This is a genomic window from Vibrio taketomensis, assembly GCF_009938165.1.
GTDB lineage: Bacteria > Pseudomonadota > Gammaproteobacteria > Enterobacterales > Vibrionaceae > Vibrio > Vibrio taketomensis.
In genome coordinates, this window is the sequence record NZ_AP019650.1 from 194,761 (window position 1) to 217,737 (window position 22,977).

The following is a 22,977-nucleotide window of genomic DNA, read 5'->3' on the forward strand; positions in this document are numbered from 1 at the left end:
TTATGAAAAAACGTCTGTTACCGATTCCTCTAATTTTGCTGGTTCCAATTTTACTGCTCGTTTTCGTCGTGGTGGCTGGCGTTTATCGTTTTACTCTCAGTGATGAGGAAATATTAGCGAAATTTCCCAACCAACAAGTTACCAGAGACCCTCTCGTAGAGCGATTATTTGCCCTTCAGTCTCCTAACCCATTTACCGTACTCGTTCCGGAGACTAAAGCGTTTGCTTTTATCGATACACTTGATCAAGTAAACGGTTGGGCATCAGGCAAGTACGACACCGGAATGGAGCGCGGACAGCTACTCGTGAGCACCAAATGGCTAACTTCAATTAACACACATCAGTATATTTCGGTGTTAGCCGTATCAAATCAAGGTAGCGGGGTGTTTTATTATTTGGCTTCTTTTCGATATGACCAACAACGTCAACGTATGATATTGGTGGATTCAATCTTACTTGGTGATCGCATAGAGGTTGATGAAGTGACTTATGATGCGCCACGGGTGACGGTTCAATGGCGCACTCATGACGAGCAGCAACCAATGAGCGATACGCCAGAGGAAAATGTACGTAAAGAATTTGTGTTAGAGTCGAATCTTTTGTTTAAAAGCCTTGAATTAAAGGGTAAATAATTGGTTGTCATGAAATTATTTACCTATATTTAGAGGCGTTGTTTTTCTTGCTGTGATGGAGCAATAGATGATAAATAAGCGCTTTTAAAACCAAGGATGAGGTTGAAGTGACGTTTGAGATGCCACAAGAGTGTGCCGATCAGAGCGTGGCTTTAGTCGCTGATTTTCTCGACTGGCAACCTGCGCTGATGAAAAAAGTGGCTAAGAGCCAATCATTCAAATTCAAAACACGCCTACCGAAAGGGCAACAATTTGAATTTAGGTACTTAGTTGATAACGAGCGTTGGATCAATGATCCAAAAGCCGATCAATATAAACCAAATGTATTTGGTGAAGATAACGGTTAGTAAATACATATTAATAACAATTTCAGTTAGTTATTTAGAGTGTTTGAAAGCAGTTGTAGATGAAAGGTGCCTAAGGCGCCTTTTTTTGATCGCAAAGTCGCTGTGGAAACGTGACAACAAGGGTATAAATCCGTACTCTTATACGCGTTTTAAGTGTAAATATTACACATAACACAGATTAGAATTTACAAGTTAAAAGGTTAGATTGTGCAAGTAACAACAATAAAAGCACGCGTTACCGAATTGTCAAAACGTAAGAAATTGGTGCTTTTCAGTTTGCCGTTAATGGCCGTTGTTGTGATGGTGTCTTTGGGCTCCCCAACAAAAATTACTCGAACGATTTCCCTTTCTGTTTCTGATTCATCGCTTACTACTCCGAAATTTAACGATGATGTCGTTATTGAGGATCTTCCAGATTATGAATATACGATTCGAGCTGGTGATAATTTAAGTTCGATTTTAACCAACTGCATTTGGTTACCGTGATTTGCTAAAATTATGGAGACCGATTTAAACTATTTGGCACTTGATACGCTTAAACCCGGTAATAAACTGCGTTTTTGGCGCGATGAAGAAACAAATACTGTTACAAAATGGAGTTGGAATTTAGTTTAGTTGAACGCGTTGTCTACTCACGTACCGCAGACGGCGATTACGTATTTACTGAAGTTAAAATTCCGGGCGAGTGGAAAGAGTATGCGCTGGTTGGAGAAATTAACGGCAGTTTCTCTCAGTCAGTGAATCGACTAGGGCTTGGTATCAGCGATGTTGAGCAGATCGTAACGTTACTGAAGGATAAAATTAATTTTTCTCGTGATTTACGCAAAGGTGACAAATTTGAAGTTGTACAAGCTCGTCAATATGTCGATGGTGTACTGACGGGTAACCGTGAAATTCAAGCGATTAAAATTAATAACCGTGGCGGTGTGTTCACTGCGTATCTACATTCTGACGGTCAATATTACGATCATAACGGTGATAGTCTGCAACGTGCTTTTCAGCGTTATCCTGTAAACGGCCATTACCGTTTAAGTTCGCATTTCAACCCACATCGTAAACACCCAGTCACCGGACGTGTGGCTCCGCATAATGGCACAGACTGGGCGGTTCCGGTTGGAACGCCAATTGTAGCAACAGGCGATGGTGTGGTAGTCATGACCCGTAAACATCCTTATGCAGGTAATTATGTGGTGATTCAACACGGCAGTACCTACAAAACGCGTTATTTACACTTGAGTAAAATACTGGTTAAGAAAGGGCAGAAAGTCACGCGTGGTCAACGAATTGGTTTGTCAGGAAAAACGGGTCGTGTCACGGGGCCGCATATCCATTACGAGCTGATTGTCCGTGGTCGCCCTGTTGATGCATTGACAGCGAAGATTCCGATGGCAAGTTCAGTGGCAAAAAATGAAATGCCGGCTTTTGAAAAGCGCCGTGACCAATTAGACAGAATGATGCTTGAACAAGAATTCAAATTGGCAAGACAGTCATCTGACGATTCTGCAAGTTGATCATCAAGTTAACAAAGAAAAGGCGAGCTTATGCTCGCCTTTCTTATTTATGTTTTTGAGCACTCAAAAACACGCATGTTTGACAAAGTATGGATTATCGAACTTTTTAGCCGCGCCAATTTCAGAGAGCACCAATTTATTCCACAGATGGCGGTCAAACTCCCCTTTAGGTATCGCAGGATAGAGTGTCTCAGCCTCTTCGTAAGCAAATCGCATAAACTGCTTTTTCTTAATCTGATTGTACTTATTTGCCACGCGGTTATGTTTTTTGATCCATTCAAGCTTATAGTCATGCAAAGCCGGCTCTGCTTGTTCCAAAGGAACACGAGACAAGTACACGCGTTTGTATGACACCTTACGATCGAGCATGGTGCGCATCGCGGTTTGAATGTATTTTCCGTGATGAGTGATCGAAATGTCGTCTAATTTAAACAGCTTGATGTGCCAACCAGTCGGTAAGAAATCTGGTTGTTTAAATTTTTTGTTTCGCACTTCAATCGCGTCATGTAACACAATATCTGAAGTACCATTAAAGGTTTGTTGCCAGCGTCCTATGCGGATCTGAAAAGCAGTTGGCAAGCGATAAATATTGGTAAACTTATCTAAGCTCATAAGCGTTAACACTGATTCATCAGCCGAAAATGTGGGCCACATTCGCGGACATTGTAGTCATAAGTATTGGAATTTTATGTCAATAATCAAAACCCAGCGAACAAAAAAGTGTGTAGGAATATATCCACGGCTTAACTGGGCATTGATTTTATATTGGCTAGAGAATAATGCTAACAGGGTCTTATGGCAAGAATCTGTTTAGAAAATGCAGTGTTTGGTAAAATCCGCTGCTTCATTGGCTGTCCAATCGCCTTTTGGTTTCTCCTTCATATCTTGGCACCACTCTTCACTACCTACTTCAGTGCACCCGATTAGAAATAAGCTAAAAACTAATGATAACAGTAACTTGTGCATAATCTGCTCCATGTGTATTCAATGTAATTTTACCAATGACGAGCTATGCAATTGACACAGCTCGTTTTATTTTACCAGTCATTGCTGACTCAAGCGAAGTTTAAAATGTGTGATTCGTCTCACTATTACCATATGGGTTAATAAGAGGGATTTATAAATCTATTCGTGATGAGGATCGATATTTTTAGTGGGTAAGGGCGGAGTTAAAAGATCGATCTCACAAAATTCATGTGTGCCGGATGCAAGGACGAAATATAGTTTTATTATTCATCGAAACGTATCGATGGTGAGTGAAGTACGATTTTACTTACCTATCGAGCGATATTAAACGTGTAGCCGAAAGGTAATAACAATGAAAAAAACGACCCTACTAAACGCTGAAATCTCGTATTTGGTAGCCACGCTTGGCCATACCGATGAAATCACAATCTGTGATGCAGGTTTACCGATTCCAGACCAAGTGACGCGGATTGATTTGGCACTCACTCATGGTGTGCCGAGCTTCATCGATACCGTGCGAGTGATATTGAGCGAATCGCAAATTGAAGGTGTGGTGATCGCTGAAGAATTTGCTCAAGTAAACCCGGAACATCATCAAGCGCTACTTAATGAGTTGGAGTTAGATCAACAACGCACGCAAAAGCCAGTTCAGATCCAATACATTTCCCATGAAGAATTTAAAACACGCACGCACCAAAGCAAAGCGGTAGTGCGCACGGGTGAATGTACACCATATGCAAACGTAATTTTCCAAGCTGGCGTGGTGTTTTAGCTAAAAAGAAATTGTTCACTCATACCCTACAAAATTACCCAACATCGCGATGCCATGTGGGAATGAACATTCACCACTGAACGCATTTCGCGAATTGAAGATGGAACAAAAGACATGTTTATAAAAATAATACAGTCCAACATGTGGACGGATACTTAAATAAAACACCGCTATTCCAATTCATCTTATTGTCTTCAGTATTTGCGCTTTGGTCTGCAGCAGCAGCGCTAAACGATGTGCTGATCACTCAGTTTAAATCAATTTTCCACCTGTCAAACTTTGCTTCTGCGCTGGTGCAATCAGCGTTCTATGGTGCTTATTTCCTAGTGGCAATTCCGGCTTCGATGGTCGTAAAGAAAACCTCTTATAAATTAGCGATTTTACTTGGTTTGGCATTGTATATTTTTGGCTGTTTGATGTTCTTCCCAGCATCACACGCCGGTACGTACACCATGTTCCTAGCGGCGATTTTCTGTATCGCAATTGGCCTCTCGTTCCTTGAAACCTCCTGTAATACCTATTCAGCCATGATCGGTGAGCCAGAGCGTGCAACTTTGCGCCTGAACGTGTCTCATACCATTAATGCGATGGGTTACATTGTTGGTCTGCTACTAGGTAAACATCTTATCTTCCAAGAGGGTGTTGACGTTGAACATATGATGGCGACATTAACAGGTCCAGAGCTAGAAATGTTTAAAGAGCAAGTACTGCAACAAACATTAGAGCCGTACAAATGGTTGGTAGGTATCATTGCGACGGTCGCAACGCTTATTGCCATCACCGAATATCCAAACTGTAAAGCAGTGACAGATAAGAAAGACGATCAACCAAGCTTTGGTGAAACTCTGGCTTACCTTGCAGGCAACAAGCGCTTCTTTAAAGGTATCGGTACTCAGTTTGCTTACGTTGGTATGCAAGTAGCAGTATGGTCATTCACCATTCGTCTTGCCCTAGAAATGGACTCAACGATGGTTGAGCACGATGCTGCAAACTACCTACTGTATGCATTCATTATGTACTTCTTAGGTAAACTGCTGGCTAACTACCTATTCACTAAAACATCACAAGAAAACGTATTGATGGGTTATGCGGGTATTGGTTTCTTATGTTTGCTGTACGTGACATTTGTTCCTAACTTCAGCGCTGTATGGGTGGCTGTAGGTACTTCAGCACTGTTTGCGCCTTGTTGGGCAACCATCTTTGCGTCAACGCTACAATCGGTGGATACCCGTTACACTGAAACGGCGGGTGGCTTTGTTGTGATGTCGATTATCGGTGGTGCAGCGATTCCAGTTGTACAAGGGTTACTTGCAGACTCTGTTGGTATGCAAACATCATTTATCGTAAGCGCAGCGTGTTTCGCTATTGTCTTTTGCTACTTCATGAGTGAGAAGAAATACAAACAAGCATACAACTACGTTCCTGCTAACGCTTAACTTATTGTAGATGCCATATTCGATGTTCTCGCATATGGCATCGCTAAAGAGGTCATGATGATTACGATTCCTTTATACAAAGCGCAGTTCAACCATGAGAAACGCATAGTTGCCCATTCTGCCCACTTTGAAATCAATGGGTTCAAATATAACTCTGGTGTTGAAGCGTTAGAAATCAAAAACAGCAAAGGACGTTTAGTGATTTTGCCTTTTATGGGGCAGATGATTTGGGATGCGGAGTTTCTGGATACGGATCTGTGTATGAAGAACATGTTCCGAGAGCCAAAGCCTGCAAAATCGATCATTGAAACCTATGGCTGCTTTGCGTTTCATGCCGGCATGATCCGTATGGGGTGTCCGACACCGCAAGACGACCATGTTTTACATGGTGAAATGCCGTGTGCAAATATGGACAGCGCTTGGTTAGAGATTGAAGACGACGCGGTTACCATTAAAGGCAGCTACGAATATGTGATGGGTTTTGGTGATCACTATTTAGCTAAACCTGCTGTGCGATTGGAAAAAGACGCAAGCTTGTTTGATATTTCGATGACGGTGAAAAACTTGGCGTCCGTTGCGATGCCGCTGCAATATATGTGTCATATCAATGCTGCGTATGTTGATAATGCCGTAATGACACAAAACTTACCGAATCGTACATTTACCTTGCGTGAGAGTGTGCCTGCCCATGTTAAACCTAACGAACAATGGTTAGTGTTTAACGAGTCGTTAAAAAGCTCTGACCCAATTGCAGTGCTTAATACACCAGAGATGTATGACCCTGAGATTGTTTATTGCTTGGATAACATTTCACAGTATGTTGAACAGGCTCAGTTCGCGATGAATATTGGCGACAAAACGCTGGTGACTGAGTTTAGTACGGCTCAATTTAACAGTGCAACCCGTTGGATTTTGCGTAATGGTGATCAGCAAGTTGCGGCTTATGCATTGCCAGCAACATGTCGCCCAGAAGGGTTCCTCACGGCAAAAGAAAAAGGCACATTAATCTATTTAGCCCCGCAAGAAGAGCGTCACTTTACTGTACGTACCGGGATTCAATAATTCACTAGAACAACAACATTGGTTAGTCACTTGACTTGGTACAGCAAAATATTATTCGCCTTGTCAGTGAGTGTCATGCTTGCTTTGTGGCTTAAGAAATATCAAAGCAAGCTGTTCAATTTAAATTAATTTGAGAAGAGTTCGTTGAGAACCTAGGAAAGCAATATGAATAAGTTAGTGGTTTTAGGTAGTGTTAACGCTGACCATGTTCTTCAAGTGCCATCATTTCCTCGCCCAGGCGAGACGTTGCACGGCCGAAATTATCAAGTCATTCCGGGAGGTAAAGGTGCTAACCAAGCGGTTGCCGCTGCACGTTTAAAAGCGGATATTGGTTTTATTGCGTGTGTGGGTGATGATGCGTTTGGTATCAATATCCGTGAGCACTTCAAAGTGGATGGTATGGATATCTCAGCTGTGAAAATGCAGCATAATTGCCCAACTGGGATTGCGATGATTCAAGTCTCAGATAGCGGTGAAAACAGCATTTGTATCTCTGCCGAAGCAAATGCCCGCCTAACAGCAGAGGCGATTGAAGACGACTTAGCGCGTATTGAGCAAGCGGAATACTTGCTAATGCAACTAGAAACACCAATGTGTGGCATTGAAAAAGCGGCACAAGTGGCGAAAGCGGCAGGTACGAAAGTGATTCTTAACCCGGCTCCGGCACGTCCATTGTCTGATGCACTACTTAACCATATTGATATCATTACTCCGAATGAAACCGAGGCGGAAGTGCTGACAGGTATTGCCATTACGGATGAAGCTTCAGCGCAGCAAGCAGCGGCAGTATTGCATCAAAAAGGAATTGCAACAGTGATGATAACGCTGGGTGCGAAAGGGGTTTGGTTGAGTCAAAACGGTCAAGGTCAAATCATTGCCGGTTTCCGCGTTGAAGCGACGGATACCACAGCAGCAGGTGATACGTTCAATGGTGCATTTGTCACTGGTTTGCTTGAAGAAATGCCGATAGAATCTGCAGTTAAGTTTGCTCACGCTGCCGCAGCAATTAGCGTAACGCGTTTTGGAGCGCAAACTTCGATTCCTCACCGCGCAGAAGTTGAGGAGTTTCTCGCCACGCAGCAGTAAAGGAGCAAGATAGCATGGCTACAATGAAAGATATTGCCAAATTGGCGGGAGTGTCTACCTCCACGGTGAGCCATGTTATCAACCAATCCCGGTATGTGAGTGAAGAGATTTCTGAGCGGGTGAATCGTGCCGCTCAGGTGCTTAACTATTCCCCTTCAGCGTTGGCACGCAGCCTAAAAATGAACCGAACCAAAACCTTGGGTATGTTGTTGACGACGTCCGACAACCCGTTTTACGGTGAGGTAGTAAAAGGGGTTGAGCGTTGTTGCTATCAAAAAGGTTACAACCTGATTTTGTGCAATACCGAAGGGGACAACCAACGGATGAAAGCCTCTATCCATACGCTACTGCAAAAGCGAGTGGATGGTATGATTTTGATGTGTTCATCGCTTGAAGGTGAGCGCATTGACGAGTTTGAAAAATACCCAGATGTCCCAGTTGTCGTTATGGACTGGGGACCAATGCTCTTCGCGAGCGATAAAATCCAAGATAACTCGTTGCAAGGTGGTTACATGGCGGTCAAATACTTGATCGATTGTGGCCATAAAAAAATAGGCTGCATCACAGGCCCACTTAATCGTCATCAGGCGCAAATGCGTTACGAAGGTTTTAAAAGGGCAATGAGGGAGTCTGATTTACTCCTTAATTCAGATTGGATTGTCGAGTCGAACTTTGAGTGTGATGGCGGGTATCAAGCCTTCAACCAAATGTATGGCAAAGGTGAATTACCTAGTGCGTTGTTTGTATGTAACGACATGATGGCCATTGGTGTGCTTAATGCGGCATATGAGAAAGGATTGAAAGTTCCAGACGATTTTTCGATTATTGGTTACGATGACATTCATATGGCTCAATATATGACACCGCCACTCACGACTATCCATCAGCCGAAATATCGTTTAGGCCAAGCCGCTGTTGAAACTCTTTTGGCAAAACTTGAGCAGACTGAGCAGGATCATCAAGTGGTGCAATTAGAGCCGACTCTTGTGACGCGTGCGAGCGTACAATCGATGAATTAATTTCATTTGCTCAGTGTAGCTTCAGCTATCGCTGAGCGTTCACTTTTTGTGCTATATGAACTAGAGCACACTTCTCATCAAAATAGCGACTAATTTATGCTCGCTGACTTTTCATACTAGTTAAAAGTTTAGTATTTTTCTTTGCTCGTCCGAAGGAATGAGGATGCGATTAAAAATCAAATATGGAAACTAATATGAAAAAAATAACGATAGCAGTGGTATGCGCGTTAGGCGCATTTTCAACTTCATCTCTGGCCGCAACTATTGTTGCTGATGCTCGCAGTAACGCCATGGGTAATACCGGTGTTGTTGCCGCGGATTACCTACTTGCCCCTTTCCACAACCCGGCTTTAGGCGCGTTGCATCGTGACAGTGATGATGTCGGTATTCTGTTACCTGCAATTGGTATTAATGCTCACGACCAAGACGAGTCGATTCAAACCATTGATGATGCGCAAGACCTTTATGATCGAGTTTTCAATTCGGGCATGGCAGGTCCTTCCGATGAAGTAGAGCTTAACAAACTACTCGATGAGTTAGATGGTAATGCCCCAATCAATGTGACTGCGGGTGCGAATTTCGCCATCGCCATTCCAAATCGAACTCTGGCTATCAATGTTTTCGGCGGAGGGTTTGTTGAGGTGATTGCGGCAACTGAAGTAGGTCAGGGCGTTACGGCAGAGCAGCGGTACGATAATTCAACCTATCGTATGGCTGCGTTCGGGGTTACGGAAGTCGGAGTCTCACTAGCGAAGGATTTTACGATTGGTAACCAGAACATTGCATTTGGTATTTCACCAAAATATCAAGAGTTGCTGACCTATTCACAAGCAGACAAGTTGGATAACTTCGACCTTGATAATTACGATGAAAGTGAAGTCAGCAAATCCGCATTCAATATGGATTTGGGTGTTGCTTGGCATATGGATGCATGGCGTGCGGGCTTAGCAATGAAAAACCTCTTTTCTCAAGAGATTGAAACTGAAATTGGCAACTATACCTATGAGCTAAACCCGCAGGCAACACTTGGGCTAGGCTATGTAGCTGAACTGATGATAGCAACTGTGGACTTCGATCTTACTAAGCAAAAACGTTTTAAAGAATTGGACGATGATACGCGCTTTGTTCGCTTTGGCTTAGAGGGAAATGCATGGGGATGGGCGCAACTACGTGCTGGCTATGAAATGGACCTTGAAGATACACTCGATGATTCAGTGACCGCTGGTATCGGTATTAGCCCGTTTGATGTTGTGAGCTTAGATATTGCGGGCTCATATGCGGGTGAGAACCAGTTTGGTGCGTCACTGAACCTGGCTTTTACATTCTAATGGATAGCAAAATTTCACTGATTACTCTTTGAAACAGCAAATTAGTTTCACGCACATAGTGGTGTTGAATAAGCATATTGAGCGCAGTTTGAGTTACCTCTGCTAAAAAGCGGGAGAGTTAGCCAAGCTTGAAGTGCATAAACTGATCAACGCATTAACCTTGGGTTTCGTGTTTTACTATCCTAAAGCGACAGACATAAAAAAACCGGCGCTAGGCCGGTTTTTTCAATTTGCTTAGTCTTCGCGACGACCGCCTTCACGGTTACCGTCACGACGGCCATGGCCACGTTCACCACGGTAGTTACCACGGTGATCACCACCACGGTTACGGTCGAAACGACGCTCACCACCTTCACGACGACCACCTTCGCGGTTGCCATCACGGTTACCACGGTAGCCACCACCATCGCGGTTGCCTTCACGGTTACCATCGCGGTTGCCGTCACGGTTACCACGGTAGCCACCTTCGCGGTTGCCATCGCGGTTACCACGGAAGCCACCTTCGCGGTTGCCATCACGGTTACCACGGAAACCACCGTCACGACGACCACCATCGCGACGACCGCCATCACGGCGACCACGAGGTTCACGGAAGTCATCAAAATCACATACTACTGCACCTACATCTTTTTGACGGATACGTAGTTTGCTTAGTTTACCAGCTGTTTCTGAGCTCATCGCTTTTGGAAGCTGAACGTAAGTTTGACCTTGGTCTAGTTTGATAGCACCGATAGAACCTTTAACTAGGCCTAGTTCGTTTGCTAGCGCACCAACGATGTCTTTAACTTGAACGCCTTGCTCGCGACCAACTTGAAGTTGGTAAGTATCCCACTCTTGGTTGTTGTCAAAGCTACGACGACCGCCTTCACGGCCACCATCGCGACCACCTTCACGACGATCTTGACGGCGTTGCTTGTCACGTGCAATCGCTTCTACCATTGGGTCTTCGCCAATGTAGAATAGAGGACGTTTACCTTGCTGACGCTTAAGTAGGATAGCCGCTAGAGTTGTTGCATCGATTTCTAGAGATTCTTGTAGTTTCTCTACTAGTTCAACAAACTTGTCTAGTGCTTTGTGTTCTTTATCTGCTTCTAGCTCTGCACCTAGTTTAACTAGACGTGCTTCTGCGACTGCATCACGTAGAGGCAGTTGGATTTCTTCCATAGAAGATTTAGTTACGCGCTCGATAGTGCGTAGCATACGGATTTGGTTAGTGCGAACTAGAAGAATCGCCTTACCTTTACGTCCAGCACGGCCAGTACGACCGATACGGTGGATGTAAGATTCCACATCAAATGGGATATCGTAGTTGAATACGTGTGTGATACGTGGAACGTCAAGGCCACGTGCTACAACGTCAGTTGCAACTAGGATGTCGATTACGCCGTTTTTGATGTGATCAACAGTACGCTCACGTAGAGACTGAGGAATGTCACCATGTAGTGCAGCAGCTTTGAAGCCACGTGCACATAGCCAATCAGCTAGGCGCTCAGTGTCTTGACGAGTACGTACGAATACGATTGAAGCGTCAGTTTCTTCAGTTTCAAGTAGACGAGACATTGCTTCGTCTTTCTCGATACCTTTAACAACCCAGAATTGTTGCTCAACTTTGTCTACTGTTTGGTTCTTACCTGCAACGTCAACCATTACTGGCTCGCGTAGGAAGCGCTCAACAATGTTTTTCAGCATTGGAGGCATAGTTGCAGAGAACAGAACGCGTTGTGCAGATGCAGGAGCGTGTTCCATGATCGCAGTTACGTCATCAACGAAGCCCATGTTTAGCATTTCATCTGCTTCATCAAGGATGAACGTGTTTACTTCGTCTAGGTGTAGACGATCACGGTTGATAAGGTCTTGAACACGGCCTGGAGTACCAACGATCACGTGTGCGCCATTTTTAAGAGCACGCATTTGATCAACGATTGAAGTACCGCCGTAGATTTCTAGAACTTTAAGGCCAGAAATGTTCTTACCTAGGTTTTTCATTTCAGCCGCAACTTGGATTGCAAGCTCACGAGTTGGAGCAAGTACGATCGCTTGAGGTTTGCGCTGAGATAAATCTAGTTTGTTTAGTAGAGGCAGAGAGAACGCTGCGGTTTTACCAGTACCTGTTTGAGCTTTACCTAGAGCATCCGCACCTTCTAGAAGATGTGGAATTGCCGCTGCTTGAATAGGGGTAGGAGAAACAAAACCCATGCTATCAAGAGCTGAAAGGATTGCGTCATTTAGTGCTAAATCACTAAATTGAATTACAGTATCTGTCATTGGGATCCCATTAACAAAAAAAAACAAAAGGTCCCACGAGCTCTACCAATTCCAATACCGATCCAGTTTGAGCTGATTCCGTTCAGATGCGGATAAGTGTTAAATCGCATCAAGCCGCTAGGGACATAAGGGAGGCGGATTATTCCCTAAAAGCACAAAAAAAGCTAGAAAAAATTGAATTTCATCACAAAAATTTCCTATTTTAGACAAAATTGCGTCTAATGTTGTTTTCTCAACGCTATTTCGTTGTCATTTTGCTCAGTTTTATCTTGCAGATTTGTGAACAATGTCCGCTGTAACTAGCTTATAAAAGTGACTTGGGTATAATACGGCCAATTTTATAAGCAAAAAGAATTAAGATGTTCCAAGATAATCCGCTACTGGCACAGCTCAAACAACAAATTCAAGAAAACCTACCTAAGAAGGAAGGCACGATCAAAGCGACTGAAAAAGGCTTTGGTTTCTTAGAAGTGGATAGTAAAACCAGCTTCTTTATCCCGCCTCCATACATGAAGAAATGTATTCATGGCGATAAAGTAAAAGCCATTATTCGCACTGAAAATGAACGTGAAGTGGCTGAGCCAGAAGAATTATTGGAGCAAGGTCTAACGCGCTTTATTGGTCGCGTTAAATTATTTAAAGGCAAACTTAACGTTACTCCTGATCACCCACAACTTAAAAAGCTGTCTTTAAAAGCGAACGTCAAGAAAGGTCTAAACCCAAATGATTTTGCTGAAGGTGACTGGGTTGTGGCGCATTTAATCCGTCATCCGCTAAAAGGTGATAACGGCTTCTTGGTTGAGATCTCGAAAAAGATCACGGATGCAAACGACAAGATTGCGCCTTGGTGGGTAACCTTAGCAGAAAATGATTTGCCAAACAGCGAACCTGCTGGCATCGACAATTGGGAAATCAAAGACGACGCCGATCTTGAGCGTGTTGATATGACTCAAGTACCGTTCGTGACCATCGATGGTGAATCAACCAAAGATATGGACGATGCACTGTACGCGAAGAAGCTCGATAACGGTGATTTTGCACTGACTATCGCTATTGCTGATCCAACAGCGTATATCACGCCTGAGAGTGAAATGGACAAAGTTGCCCGTGAGCGTGGTTTCACTATCTACCTGCCGGGTCGCAACATTCCAATGTTGCCACGCGATTTAGCTGATGAGTTGTGTTCACTGCTGCAAGATGAAGTACGCCCAGCACTTTGCTGCACTGTTACGGTGGATAAAGATGGCGTGATTGGTGACGACATCAAATTCTTCGCTGCAAACATCAAATCTCACGCGCGTTTAGCTTACGACCACGTATCTGATTGGCTAGAGAATGGTGAGTCGCCAGTATGGCAACCAAGTGAAGAGATTGCTCAAGTCGTCCGTGATCTTTATGAATTCTCCCGAGCACGTGCAGAATGGCGCGAGAAGAATGCGGTTGTATTCCCAGATCGTCCGGATTACCGTTTTGAACTGAGCGAAGATAACGACGTTATCGCAATTCATGCGGATATGCGTCGCAGCGCCAACCGTCTGGTTGAAGAAGCGATGATTACTGCGAACATTTGTGCGGGTAAAACGCTGCAAGCGACGTTTGGCTCGGGCGTGTTTAACCACCACGCGGGCATCAAACCAGAAAAAATTGCTGACGTGATTGAAATGGTCAACCCACACGGTGAGTTGCCGTTTACGGCGGAATCTATCGCGACACTAGAGGGCTTTGCCGAGCTTCGTCGCTGGCTAGGTGCTCAAGAGAGTAGCTATTTTGATAACCGTATTCGTAAAATGCAAACCTACAGTGAAATTGGTAATCAACCACTGCCGCATTATGCTATGGGTTTAGATATTTACGCGACATGGACATCACCAATCCGTAAATACGGCGATATGATTAACCACCGTATGCTAAAAGCACACATTCTGGGTAAAGAACCAGAGCAGCTAGCAGATGAAACGGTTGGTGAAGAACTCGCACTACACCGTAAACATCACAACATGGCAGAGCGCAATGTTTCAGATTGGTTGTATGCTCGTACTCTTGCGGAAGAGCCAGCAAAAGGCACGACCTTCAATGCTGAAATCTTTGACATTAATCGTGCTGGTATGCGCGTACGTTTACTAGAGAATGGCGCTGCAGCATTTATTCCAAGTTCTCTTGTTATCGATAACAAAGAGCGTATCGAATCGAATGCAGATAACGGTACGGTATCAATCGATAAGCAAATTGAATTCCGTCTAGGCGATACATTAGAAGTGGTGCTAGCAGACGTGAATCAAGAGAATCGTAGTTTAGTTGCAAAACCAACTAAACGTTTTGCTGAGTTAGCGACAGAAGAATTGCCGGTAGAAAACACAGAGACACCAGCGGAATAGCGGTTGTCATTGTGAACGAAATACATCCCCTAACCTTGGAAGAGGTTGGGGGATTTTTTTATCTAGGCTTTTGTTTTGTCCCAATAAAAGTATGATATTTGTTGCATCAATGTTGCGTATGCAAACTGTGATGTTGATGGAGTGTGAGGCGAAATTTAACTGCTACATTTAATTAAACAGGGTGTGATACTGAATGGGTATCAAATCAACGGTTAGATACAGTTTGAGAATAAAGTATTACATCAGATAGTGCATTAAATATCATTATTAGTGATTTTTATTGCACGAAAGTTTACATGGACGACCACTGGTTTATTTATATTTTATTATTATACATAAGTTTATTGTTAAGATATGTGGATATAGTTCTCGCTGAAATATTGCAATATCATTGCATTGATTCAAAAGTTGAGATTTGAATCGCATTGTTATTGCTTTCTGTCGATGATTGCTTCAAACTACATAAAAGGTAATCAATTAGTCACAATATTGCTCATTTAGACATTATTGTGATTATCCATCAGGAAGATCGTTCTGATGTGTGAGATTTCACTTTTCTTATGTGGTGCGGATTAGTCGGAGGAAATTAATCGGTATCATGTGAGAACAATAAAAACAACAAAGGCGACGTGTAGTCGCCTCTATGTAGTGCTCTTAACATTCTTGGTTTGGCCGCCGATCGGTTAAGAAGCATACAAAAATTCTGTTACGCATAGCTGGCTGTTAGCTTTGATTCCTTACTATCCCAACTAACAGTTTTTGTAACCTGCCTGAGTGTCCACTCAGGCTTTTTTATTTTTGCGCACAAATAATAATACAGCATTCTGTTTATGGGAGTGAATTGCTCGATCCTTGTGACGAGGAGCAATAAATTTACTTAGTTAACAGTTATGTAAATAAGGATGGGTGCTTGAGAATAGTTAGAATTCACGACTAGAGGGAGCGCAGCCTAAGTAGCGTAGCAGAACATAGACACTTTCTTGTGACAGTGCAACACGACGGAATAGATCGGCGAATAAGGCATCACCTCCGAAGCATGCTTGAATATAGTGATTGATCTGATGTTTGTTGTAACCTTCCACATACATTGCTCGCACCCATTGGTACTCCACTGCAGCAGTGTTACTCAATGTGTGTTCAGTCAATGTTGTTTCGTTGATCTTCAAACTTAATTCCTTGATTGACAGTTAGCTCCTAGGCTTAGAACAGTCAATGTAATCAAGTTTGATGAAAGAAAAATGACAATCTGCTGGTCGAAAGATCAAGATTTTAAGTATTTTACATGCGCGCCCATTTCTTGACCGATTTGTTTACGCATATTCATTAAGCGAATAGCTGATTCGCGTAATTCAATATCTTCCGCTTCTGTCGGTATCCACTCAGGGACGGGAGTAGGTTTTCCCTCCTCATCGACAGCAACCATGATCACAATGCAATGGGTAGTCAGGCGTTTGGTCAGCTCTTTTGGATCACTCGCTTGAACATCGATTGCAATGTGCATTGAACTGCTACCGGTATAAATCACTTTAGCACTGACTTCAACGAGGTTTCCGACGTGGATAGGCGATACAAAGCGTATTCCACCTGCGTACGCGGTAATGCAGTACTTACCACTCCATCCCGCGGCACAAGCGTAGGCAGCTAAATCGATCCATTTCATCGCAGCGCCACCATGTACTTTTCCGCCGAAATTAACATCGCCGGGCTCAGCTAAAAAGCGCAAGGTTATATCGCGTTGTTGTTTACTCATACTGCCTGTCCTTGGAGTCTGCGTTCTCTCTGTTTTTCACAATATAACAACAAACTCATATAAGAAACTATTACAGAGCAAGCATTTACTTAAAATTTCGTGAGTGATTATTTATTGATTTCTTCAAATTCGCCATCAATTGTACGATGTGTGTCAGATGGGCTTTGCTGTTGGAACTGAGCTTTCTCGATAGTTTTGACGAGTTTACGGCCGGTGATAGCGCCCACAATCGCTAATGGAATGGCAACGATAAGTCCAGCAACGAGAATAAAAAAGCCCGAAACAAGCGCGATAAATGCAGTAAAAAATGAAGTAATAGTACGGTTCATTATGGTTTCCTCTATCAGTCGTTCAAAATGAGAAAAAATAGTTGAGTGGCTGATTACCGAGTGTGACCATCATAACGCAGAAAGATGAATTGAACATGAATAAAAAAACCGCTTCAGATGAAGCGGCAAGGATTGGAACAATTATCGTTATGCTCAAGTATCGTAAGGTTACTTAATATATGTTGCGAAGCCTTAGATCGCTTAGAGCTGACTAGGCGAATGTCGCGTAATCAACACCCATCATTTTTTCCATACACTGAACCACTTGGCAGCTGTAACCAAATTCATTGTCGTACCAAATGTACAGCACGCAACGCTTGTCTTGAGCAATAGTGGCTGCACCGTCAACAACACCTGCAAAACGTGACCCGACCAGATCCGTTGAGACAACTTCGGTTGAATCGGTATAGTCAATTTGTCCTGCCAGTGGTGAGGTCAGAGCCATATCACGCAGATACGTATTTAACTCATCGCGTTCAACGGAGTTACTGAGATTAAGGTTGGCAACAGCCATCGATACATTTGGTGTTGGAACGCGAATTGCGTTGCCCGTGAGTTTACCTGCGAGTTCAGGGAGCGCTTTTGCCACCGCTTTAGCCGCACCTGTTGAGGTAAGCACCATATTCAAAGATGCGCTGCGACCACGACGTTCGCCGCTATGGAAGTTATCGATCAGATTTTGATCGTTAGTAAAAGAGTGTACTGTCTCGATATGACCAGACTCTATACCGTAGCGGTCATTGAGTGCTTTGAGCACAGGAGTGATCGCATTGGTGGTGCAACTAGCAGCAGAAATAATGCGATCTTCTGATTGGATCACCTGATCGTTAACACCAAATACCACGTTCTTGATGTCACCTTTTCCTGGTGCAGTTAGCAGGACTTTTTGCGCCCCTCGTGAGGCTAAATGTTTGCTCAAACCTTCAGAGTCACGCCATACGCCGGTATTGTCAACGATAAGGGCTTCGTTGATGCCGTATTGAGTGTAGTCAACATCCTCAGGTTGGTTGGCGTAGATCAATTGAATGTAATTGCCATTAGCGATGATTGCTTTGCGTTCTTCATCGATGACAATACTGCCGTTGAATTGGCCATGGACCGAGTCCCGTCGAAGTAGACTCGCACGCTTTTGTAGATCGCCTGATTTGCCGCCACGAACAACGATTGCTCTTAGTCTCAGTGGGTAGCCTGGGCCGCTTTTTTCAATCAGTAAACGGGTCAATAGTCGACCTATACGGCCAAATCCGTACAGCACAACATCTTTTGGTGTACCGACGCCTTCACCGTTCATTGCGCCATCCAATGCCGATAGTAGAAAGTCATTTAATGCATCGGTATCACTATGAGATGCCCAGTATTTTGCAGCTAATTGCCCAATATCGACTTTGCATGGTGATAGTGGTAATTCGTTGATTGCTTGTGCTAAAGGTAATGTTTGTGCAGGAGTTAAGGCGGTTTGGCAGTAGTGGCGAGATAAGCGATGAGTCTTGATGATATCGATGGTTGCGGCATTGACGAGGGTTTTACCAAATATCAACACTTCGACTCCTTTTTGACGGTATAACTGACCTAAAAGAGGAGAAATCGTTTCGGCAATTGTTTGGTTGGTGTGCCAATCATTAAGATGTTTTTCCGGACTCATTATAGTTGGAACCTTTTCACGTTTAGGGTTGAGCGACCACGCGGCAATCAGGTGGTGGTTTGTTTAGACACAAGTGACTTCAACATGCAGAATTGAGCGTAATTTTGATTAATTGCGCTGAAGTTACTTGCTTATAATTTTATGTTGCCGGATTGTAGTGGTGAGGTGCTTTTTCTGCTAGGAAAATTAATTGCTGCTAAGTTACGAAAAATACGGTGATTTTTACCCTGATTTCATCGTGATAGTGAGATTGGAATAGGGTTGACTTTTGTAATCGTTGCGGCTTTTTTTTGAGCAAAAAATACTGATTTGGCGTTAAGTAATGTAAGTGGTGCAAGCTAAGCCGCTTCTTGTGTGAATTTAATCACCAAATGGCCGTGATTTACTGCGAATTAAGATCGTTGAAGGTGAGTTTGAGCCAGATTAGTCATTAGTCGAATCATTGTCGTAGAGAAAGCCGATATTTGAATTAGCAACAATGACGAGATGGTCACAAAATGAAAATAGAAACGAGGGCTGTCGTTGCAACCCTCTGCTTTGAATTGCGCTTACTCTTCTACTTTTCCAAGGTCGGTTAAAGGAAGCCAATTCACTTTAACCCCAGCTTGGAGAAACATCTCTTGGCTTACTTTAATTTTATCGCCCCAACGAGACAGAAAATCTTCAGTTTGCTCTGGCAGTGTACCGCTGAAATCCCAGTTTGAATGATTTTAGCGGCGCAGTTTGGACAAGGAAAGTGGGTTACCCAAATCTCACAGGAATCGAGATCGCGTTTAGCAAACAGAATCGCGTTTTCTTCCGCATGCAGCGTTTTTAGATATTTCATTTCGCGATCGTCAGTGTTGGCACTATCAGAGATACCATGTGGGTAGCCATTAAAGCCGACAGAGACAATACGATTTTGTTTCGTGATGACAGCGCCAACTTGAGTCGATGGGTCTTTGCTCCAAGAGCCAACAAGTTCTGCCATTTGGTAAAAACGTTGTGCCCATTTTGAGATCATTGTGTTTCAACCAAATAAGATTATTCATATTTCAGTATATTTACAATATTATCCCACATTTTATGCATAAGTAACCTAGATTATGCACAACAGCGGCAAAGAGTTGTGTAACAAAGGTCGAACTGATATCGCAATTTGTCCGTAGTCTTTGTAAGAAATATCTCACAAATGCGTAAGATTACGTCATTAAAAATTCAGGTTATTAGATCTTTTAATTTAAGTTATTGTATTAATTGATTTATATTTGGTTTTTGTGGGTTGGTGAGTCAATGTAATCGATATCAGATGATTGTTGTTCGAGGGGAAATACCTTAACTTAAAGGTGTCGGCAGGATGCTGGCACGGAACAGGAAAGACCCACGGATTGGTCATCTTCAGGATAGAAGATATTGTCATCGCGGATTGATGGCAAGCATGGATAGCCAAGGACACCGCTAGGACAGCGACGTTAAGGAAGTGCTGAAGGATTCAGCGTACTATCAAGGAATAGATGCAGGGAGCACTTATTAGTAGCTGGATGCTGCGAGTAAGAATAGACCCCGCGAGGTGAGAGCCTAGCGGGGTTTTCTTTTCTAGCTTGGCTGACGTTGCCAATTATTCAAAGTAACGCTTGGTTTATTTTTTTATTAGCGTTGAAAGCTGACTGCTTCAGTTTCATTTAAGTGAATGTGTGTAGTTGCCGGTTGAGTTTCAGCAATCACTTTACCGTGGCGTACTGAGTAGCGCACTGGTACTTGGCGACGTACTGCATCAAACCCGTTTTCTGCAGGTAGAATCAATAGGCTACCTGGTTTACCCACTTCAATACCGTATTTGTCTTGAATATTAAGTGTGCGTGCAGAGTTGGTACTGATCAGATCGAGCGAGTTGTTGATTTGATCGTATCCCATTACCTGACAAACGTGCAGACCCATATGCAGCACTTGTAGCATATTTGCAGTACCTAGCGGATACCAAGGGTCAAATACGTCGTCATGGCCAAAACAGACGTTGATGTTAGCGTTGAGCATTTCTTTCACGCGAGTGACACCACGACGCTTCGGATAATCGTCAAAACGGCCTTGAAGGTGAATGTTCACTAGCGGGTTGGCAACAAAGCTTATGCCCGACATCTTAAGTAGGCGGAATAGGCGAGATGCGTAAGCACCATTGTATGAACCCATCGCTGTGGTGTGGCTCGCCGTTACTTTGTGGCCCATATTGAATTTGTGGGCTAGCGCTGCCAACGTCTCGACAAAACGTGATTGCTCATCGTCAATTTCATCACAGTGCACGTCGATTAAGCGATCGTATTTTTGTGCTAACTCAAATACGTAATGCAGCGACTCTACGCCATATTCACGGGTGAATTCGAAGTGTGGAATTGCACCAATAACGTCTGCGCCTAACTGAACGGCTTCCTCTAATAGTTCTTTACCATTTGGGTAAGAAAGAATGCCTTCTTGTGGAAATGCGACGATTTGAATGTCTACCCATTCTTTCATCTCTTCACGTACTTCTACCATCGCTTTTAGTGCGATAAGAGTAGGGTCAGAAACATCAACGTGAGTACGTACATGCTGTACACCGTTAGCTATCTGCCATTTCAGTGTTTGTTTAGCACGGTTTTTTACATCGTCGATTGAGAGCAGTTGTTTGCGTTCAGCCCAGCGTTCGATACCTTCAAATAAAGTACCTGAGATATTCCAGCTAGGCTCACCTGCCGTTTGCGTAGTATCAAGGTGAATGTGTGGCTCACAGAATGGCGCGACAGCCATGCCGCCTTGGACATCAACGGTTTCACCATTAAAATGCAGGTCAGCACTACTGTCTTCAATGCGTGTGAATAGACCATCCTCAATCAAAATTTGCTTCAGACCTTCCTGTCCTTGCAGTGTAACGTTCTTGATCAACATAGTTGTCATGATGGTTCCTTACGCAAGCTGTGCAGCGAGCGTTTTCTTATTAACGATAGGATTTAAAATTAGGTAGCTCAGTGCGCCGCCCAGAACTGCGTTTACCGGCACAATACCTGGAATAAAGTGACCTGCTGCTACGCCAATCGCTACAGCGATAATGCCAGCCCAGTTGACCGTTTGGAACTGTGCAACTTCGAAATTAGCGTAGCGTTTACGATTTGCCAAGAAATCTGCAATGATCACACCGCCAATCGGTGGAATTGCCAGCGATAGGAACGTTAACCAGCCAACAAAATTGTTGTACAGCCATAGTGCGCAAAGTGTACCAACGAGGCCGTTAACCATTGAGATGTATTTACTTGGTAAGCCAGTGATGTTTGAGAAACCTAGGCCCGAGGCATATAGCGCATTGTCATTAGTGGTCCAGATGTTGAGACCGAGCACAATGATAGCGGGAATCAGTAGTCCTTGAGCAATCATCACTTCAGAGATATCCGATTGACCAGTTACTGAAGCTCCCGCGGCACCAAAGATAAACATCAGTGAGTTACCAATGAAAAATGCCACCATAGTAACCAAGACCGCACCTTTTGGCTTTTTGCCAAAGCGAACGAAATCAGCGGTTAGCGTACCAGCACTAATAAATGAACCAACAACCATGGCAAGTGCAATGGAAAAATCGATCGGTTGGGTTGGTTCTACCTTTTGTAGTTCCGCGATACCGCCAATACTGTTTACGGCTTCAATCACCGAATAACCGCCAAGCAGTGCGATGGCTGGTACTGCGATTGCAGAGAGAATCATCAAAGCAGCGATACCGAAATAGACCGTTGCTGTCATTAATAGCCCAGCAACTAAAATAAGAATATTAGTGTCGATGCCAGTCGCTTTGTGCACTGGAATGGCAAACATTGCCACACCAACGCCGAACCAGCCGACTTGAGTGCCGCCAAGAAGAGCAGAAGGAAGCCAAGAGCCTTTAGAACCGAAAGAGAAACGAGCAAGAAGATGAGTAGAGAGGCCAGTAGAAGCGCCGATGTAACCAAGGAAAGAAGTGTAAATACCGAGGATTAGGTTACCAATAAGAACAGCGAGGAAGAAATCATTGAAAGAGAGACCAGTGCCGAGTGAACCGCCGGTCCACATACTGGCTGAAAAGAAGGTCAATCCCAACATCACCATCGTTAGCGATGCTACCCCCTTACGTGCCGTATTAGGAACAGGACCTAGGCTATAGTTATTGTCACCAGCCATTTTAACCTCCGCGCTTAAAAATAGACCAATTGCCAAATTCTAGTTAAACGGCGCGTATTATGGTGATAAAATTCCCATGTCAATGATAAAAGTGTCATTTATGTCAATTTTAATAATTGTTCTAATTTAATATTCTTAAATTCAATGGTTTATAATTTGTGTTTTAATTCCTGCGATTTCATATAAACGTTTACTTGATGGGGTTGTGATTGATTTAGGTATCGATAATAAGAGAAGTCAATCTAGATTGATAAATGTGGTAAATAATTCAATCAAGGGTAAGAGATTATGAAAGTTCGAAC

General features: G+C 43.5%; 17 protein-coding genes and 3 pseudogenes. 10 read left to right on the forward strand and 10 right to left on the reverse strand.

All coding sequences use genetic code 11. From position 1 onward, the window contains the following. The first annotated feature begins 2 nt into the window (after positions 1 to 2). The 3 genes and pseudogenes from Vt282_RS14640 (at position 3) to Vt282_RS14650 (ending at position 2,490) form a co-directional block, all read left to right on the forward strand. On the forward strand, positions 3 to 632 hold the full coding sequence (locus Vt282_RS14640; protein ID WP_162063856.1) for a hypothetical protein: 630 nt from the start codon (positions 3 to 5) through the stop codon (positions 630 to 632). Positions 633 to 699: 67 nt separating this feature from the next. After that, a pseudogene (locus Vt282_RS14645) lies at positions 700 to 979 on the forward strand (isoamylase early set domain-containing protein). Between the two features lie 261 nt (positions 980 to 1,240). Continuing rightward, positions 1,241 to 2,490, forward strand: a pseudogene (locus Vt282_RS14650) (peptidoglycan DD-metalloendopeptidase family protein). A gap of 63 nt (positions 2,491 to 2,553) precedes the next feature. On the opposite strand, the gene Vt282_RS14655 reads toward Vt282_RS14650, so the two are convergent. Together Vt282_RS14655 and Vt282_RS14660 are read right to left on the reverse strand one after the other, a co-directional pair. After that, positions 2,554 to 3,102 (reverse strand): MSHA operon transcriptional regulator, encoded by a 549-nt coding sequence (locus tag Vt282_RS14655; RefSeq protein ID WP_162063857.1) that lies wholly within the window; start codon positions 3,100 to 3,102, stop codon positions 2,554 to 2,556. Between the two features lie 198 nt (positions 3,103 to 3,300). Beyond that, on the reverse strand, positions 3,301 to 3,456 hold the full coding sequence (locus Vt282_RS14660; protein ID WP_162047806.1) for a DUF3012 domain-containing protein: 156 nt from the start codon (positions 3,454 to 3,456) through the stop codon (positions 3,301 to 3,303). 352 nt (positions 3,457 to 3,808) lie between these two features. Here Vt282_RS14660 and rbsD point away from each other — a divergent pair, with 352 nt between their 5' ends. The 6 genes from rbsD to Vt282_RS14690 all read left to right on the forward strand — a co-directional run bounded on the left by rbsD (position 3,809) and on the right by Vt282_RS14690 (position 10,159). Further along, entirely contained in the window at positions 3,809 to 4,228 is a 420-nt protein-coding gene (gene rbsD / locus Vt282_RS14665) for a D-ribose pyranase (protein ID WP_162063858.1), read from the forward strand. Between the two features lie 143 nt (positions 4,229 to 4,371). Further along, complete coding sequence (fucP, locus tag Vt282_RS14670; RefSeq protein ID WP_162063859.1) at positions 4,372 to 5,664, forward strand: L-fucose:H+ symporter permease; 1,293 nt, start codon at positions 4,372 to 4,374, stop codon at positions 5,662 to 5,664. Positions 5,665 to 5,718: 54 nt separating this feature from the next. After that, positions 5,719 to 6,726, forward strand: a complete 1,008-nt coding sequence (locus Vt282_RS14675; protein ID WP_232055252.1) for an aldose 1-epimerase family protein — start codon at positions 5,719 to 5,721, stop codon at positions 6,724 to 6,726. Positions 6,727 to 6,891: 165 nt separating this feature from the next. Then, a complete protein-coding gene (gene rbsK / locus Vt282_RS14680; RefSeq protein WP_162063860.1) occupies positions 6,892 to 7,812 on the forward strand; it encodes a ribokinase in 921 nt (306 codons plus the stop codon). 14 nt (positions 7,813 to 7,826) lie between these two features. Further along, a complete protein-coding gene (locus tag Vt282_RS14685) occupies positions 7,827 to 8,831 on the forward strand; it encodes a substrate-binding domain-containing protein (RefSeq protein WP_162047811.1) in 1,005 nt (334 codons plus the stop codon). Between the two features lie 194 nt (positions 8,832 to 9,025). Further along, positions 9,026 to 10,159 carry a conjugal transfer protein TraF gene (locus Vt282_RS14690; protein WP_162063861.1) on the forward strand — a complete coding sequence of 378 codons (1,134 nt, stop codon included), beginning with the start codon at positions 9,026 to 9,028 and terminating at the stop codon, positions 10,157 to 10,159. A 234-nt stretch (positions 10,160 to 10,393) separates the two neighbouring features. Here Vt282_RS14690 and Vt282_RS14695 read toward each other — a convergent pair whose 3' ends face one another. After that, a complete protein-coding gene (locus tag Vt282_RS14695; RefSeq protein ID WP_162063862.1) occupies positions 10,394 to 12,424 on the reverse strand; it encodes a DEAD/DEAH box helicase in 2,031 nt (676 codons plus the stop codon). Between the two features lie 359 nt (positions 12,425 to 12,783). Here Vt282_RS14695 and rnb point away from each other — a divergent pair, with 359 nt between their 5' ends. Further along, positions 12,784 to 14,799, forward strand: a complete 2,016-nt coding sequence (gene rnb, locus Vt282_RS14700; protein WP_162063863.1) for an exoribonuclease II — start codon at positions 12,784 to 12,786, stop codon at positions 14,797 to 14,799. A gap of 920 nt (positions 14,800 to 15,719) precedes the next feature. Here the strand turns inward: rnb and Vt282_RS14705 are convergent. From Vt282_RS14705 to codB, 7 genes and pseudogenes are all read right to left on the reverse strand, one after another. Next, positions 15,720 to 15,965, reverse strand: coding sequence for a hypothetical protein (locus Vt282_RS14705; protein ID WP_162047815.1), 246 nt, complete (start codon positions 15,963 to 15,965; stop codon positions 15,720 to 15,722). 95 nt (positions 15,966 to 16,060) lie between these two features. Beyond that, positions 16,061 to 16,549, reverse strand: a complete 489-nt coding sequence (locus Vt282_RS14710) for an acyl-CoA thioesterase (protein ID WP_162047816.1) — start codon at positions 16,547 to 16,549, stop codon at positions 16,061 to 16,063. 107 nt (positions 16,550 to 16,656) lie between these two features. Next, entirely contained in the window at positions 16,657 to 16,878 is a 222-nt protein-coding gene (locus Vt282_RS14715) for a hypothetical protein (protein WP_162063864.1), read from the reverse strand. A gap of 211 nt (positions 16,879 to 17,089) precedes the next feature. Next, positions 17,090 to 18,520, reverse strand: coding sequence for a glyceraldehyde-3-phosphate dehydrogenase (locus tag Vt282_RS14720; RefSeq protein WP_162063865.1), 1,431 nt, complete (start codon positions 18,518 to 18,520; stop codon positions 17,090 to 17,092). Positions 18,521 to 19,068: 548 nt separating this feature from the next. Then, positions 19,069 to 19,523, reverse strand: a pseudogene (locus Vt282_RS14725) (dCMP deaminase family protein). Between the two features lie 626 nt (positions 19,524 to 20,149). After that, positions 20,150 to 21,427, reverse strand: a complete 1,278-nt coding sequence (locus tag Vt282_RS14730; protein ID WP_162063866.1) for a cytosine deaminase — start codon at positions 21,425 to 21,427, stop codon at positions 20,150 to 20,152. 9 nt (positions 21,428 to 21,436) lie between these two features. After that, complete coding sequence (gene codB, locus Vt282_RS14735) at positions 21,437 to 22,675, reverse strand: cytosine permease (RefSeq protein WP_162063867.1); 1,239 nt, start codon at positions 22,673 to 22,675, stop codon at positions 21,437 to 21,439. Positions 22,676 to 22,977: the final 302 nt, after the last annotated feature.

Bases quoted from the DNA above. Each gene is read 5' to 3' on its own strand.
- Vt282_RS14640 (WP_162063856.1), top strand. From the start codon at position 3: ATGAAAAAACGTCTGTTACCGATTCCTCTAATTTTGCTGGTTCCAATT.
- Vt282_RS14655 (WP_162063857.1), bottom strand. From the start codon at position 3,102: ATGAGCTTAGATAAGTTTACCAATATTTATCGCTTGCCAACTGCTTTT.
- Vt282_RS14660 (WP_162047806.1), bottom strand. From the start codon at position 3,456: ATGCACAAGTTACTGTTATCATTAGTTTTTAGCTTATTTCTAATCGGG.
- rbsD (WP_162063858.1), top strand. From the start codon at position 3,809: ATGAAAAAAACGACCCTACTAAACGCTGAAATCTCGTATTTGGTAGCC.
- Vt282_RS14675 (WP_232055252.1), top strand. From the start codon at position 5,719: ATGATGATTACGATTCCTTTATACAAAGCGCAGTTCAACCATGAGAAA.
- rbsK (WP_162063860.1), top strand. From the start codon at position 6,892: ATGAATAAGTTAGTGGTTTTAGGTAGTGTTAACGCTGACCATGTTCTT.
- Vt282_RS14685 (WP_162047811.1), top strand. From the start codon at position 7,827: ATGGCTACAATGAAAGATATTGCCAAATTGGCGGGAGTGTCTACCTCC.
- Vt282_RS14690 (WP_162063861.1), top strand. From the start codon at position 9,026: ATGAAAAAAATAACGATAGCAGTGGTATGCGCGTTAGGCGCATTTTCA.
- Vt282_RS14695 (WP_162063862.1), bottom strand. From the start codon at position 12,424: ATGACAGATACTGTAATTCAATTTAGTGATTTAGCACTAAATGACGCA.
- rnb (WP_162063863.1), top strand. From the start codon at position 12,784: ATGTTCCAAGATAATCCGCTACTGGCACAGCTCAAACAACAAATTCAA.
- Vt282_RS14710 (WP_162047816.1), bottom strand. From the start codon at position 16,549: ATGAGTAAACAACAACGCGATATAACCTTGCGCTTTTTAGCTGAGCCC.
- Vt282_RS14715 (WP_162063864.1), bottom strand. From the start codon at position 16,878: ATGAACCGTACTATTACTTCATTTTTTACTGCATTTATCGCGCTTGTT.
- Vt282_RS14720 (WP_162063865.1), bottom strand. From the start codon at position 18,520: ATGAGTCCGGAAAAACATCTTAATGATTGGCACACCAACCAAACAATT.
- Vt282_RS14730 (WP_162063866.1), bottom strand. From the start codon at position 21,427: ATGACAACTATGTTGATCAAGAACGTTACACTGCAAGGACAGGAAGGT.
- codB (WP_162063867.1), bottom strand. From the start codon at position 22,675: ATGGCTGGTGACAATAACTATAGCCTAGGTCCTGTTCCTAATACGGCA.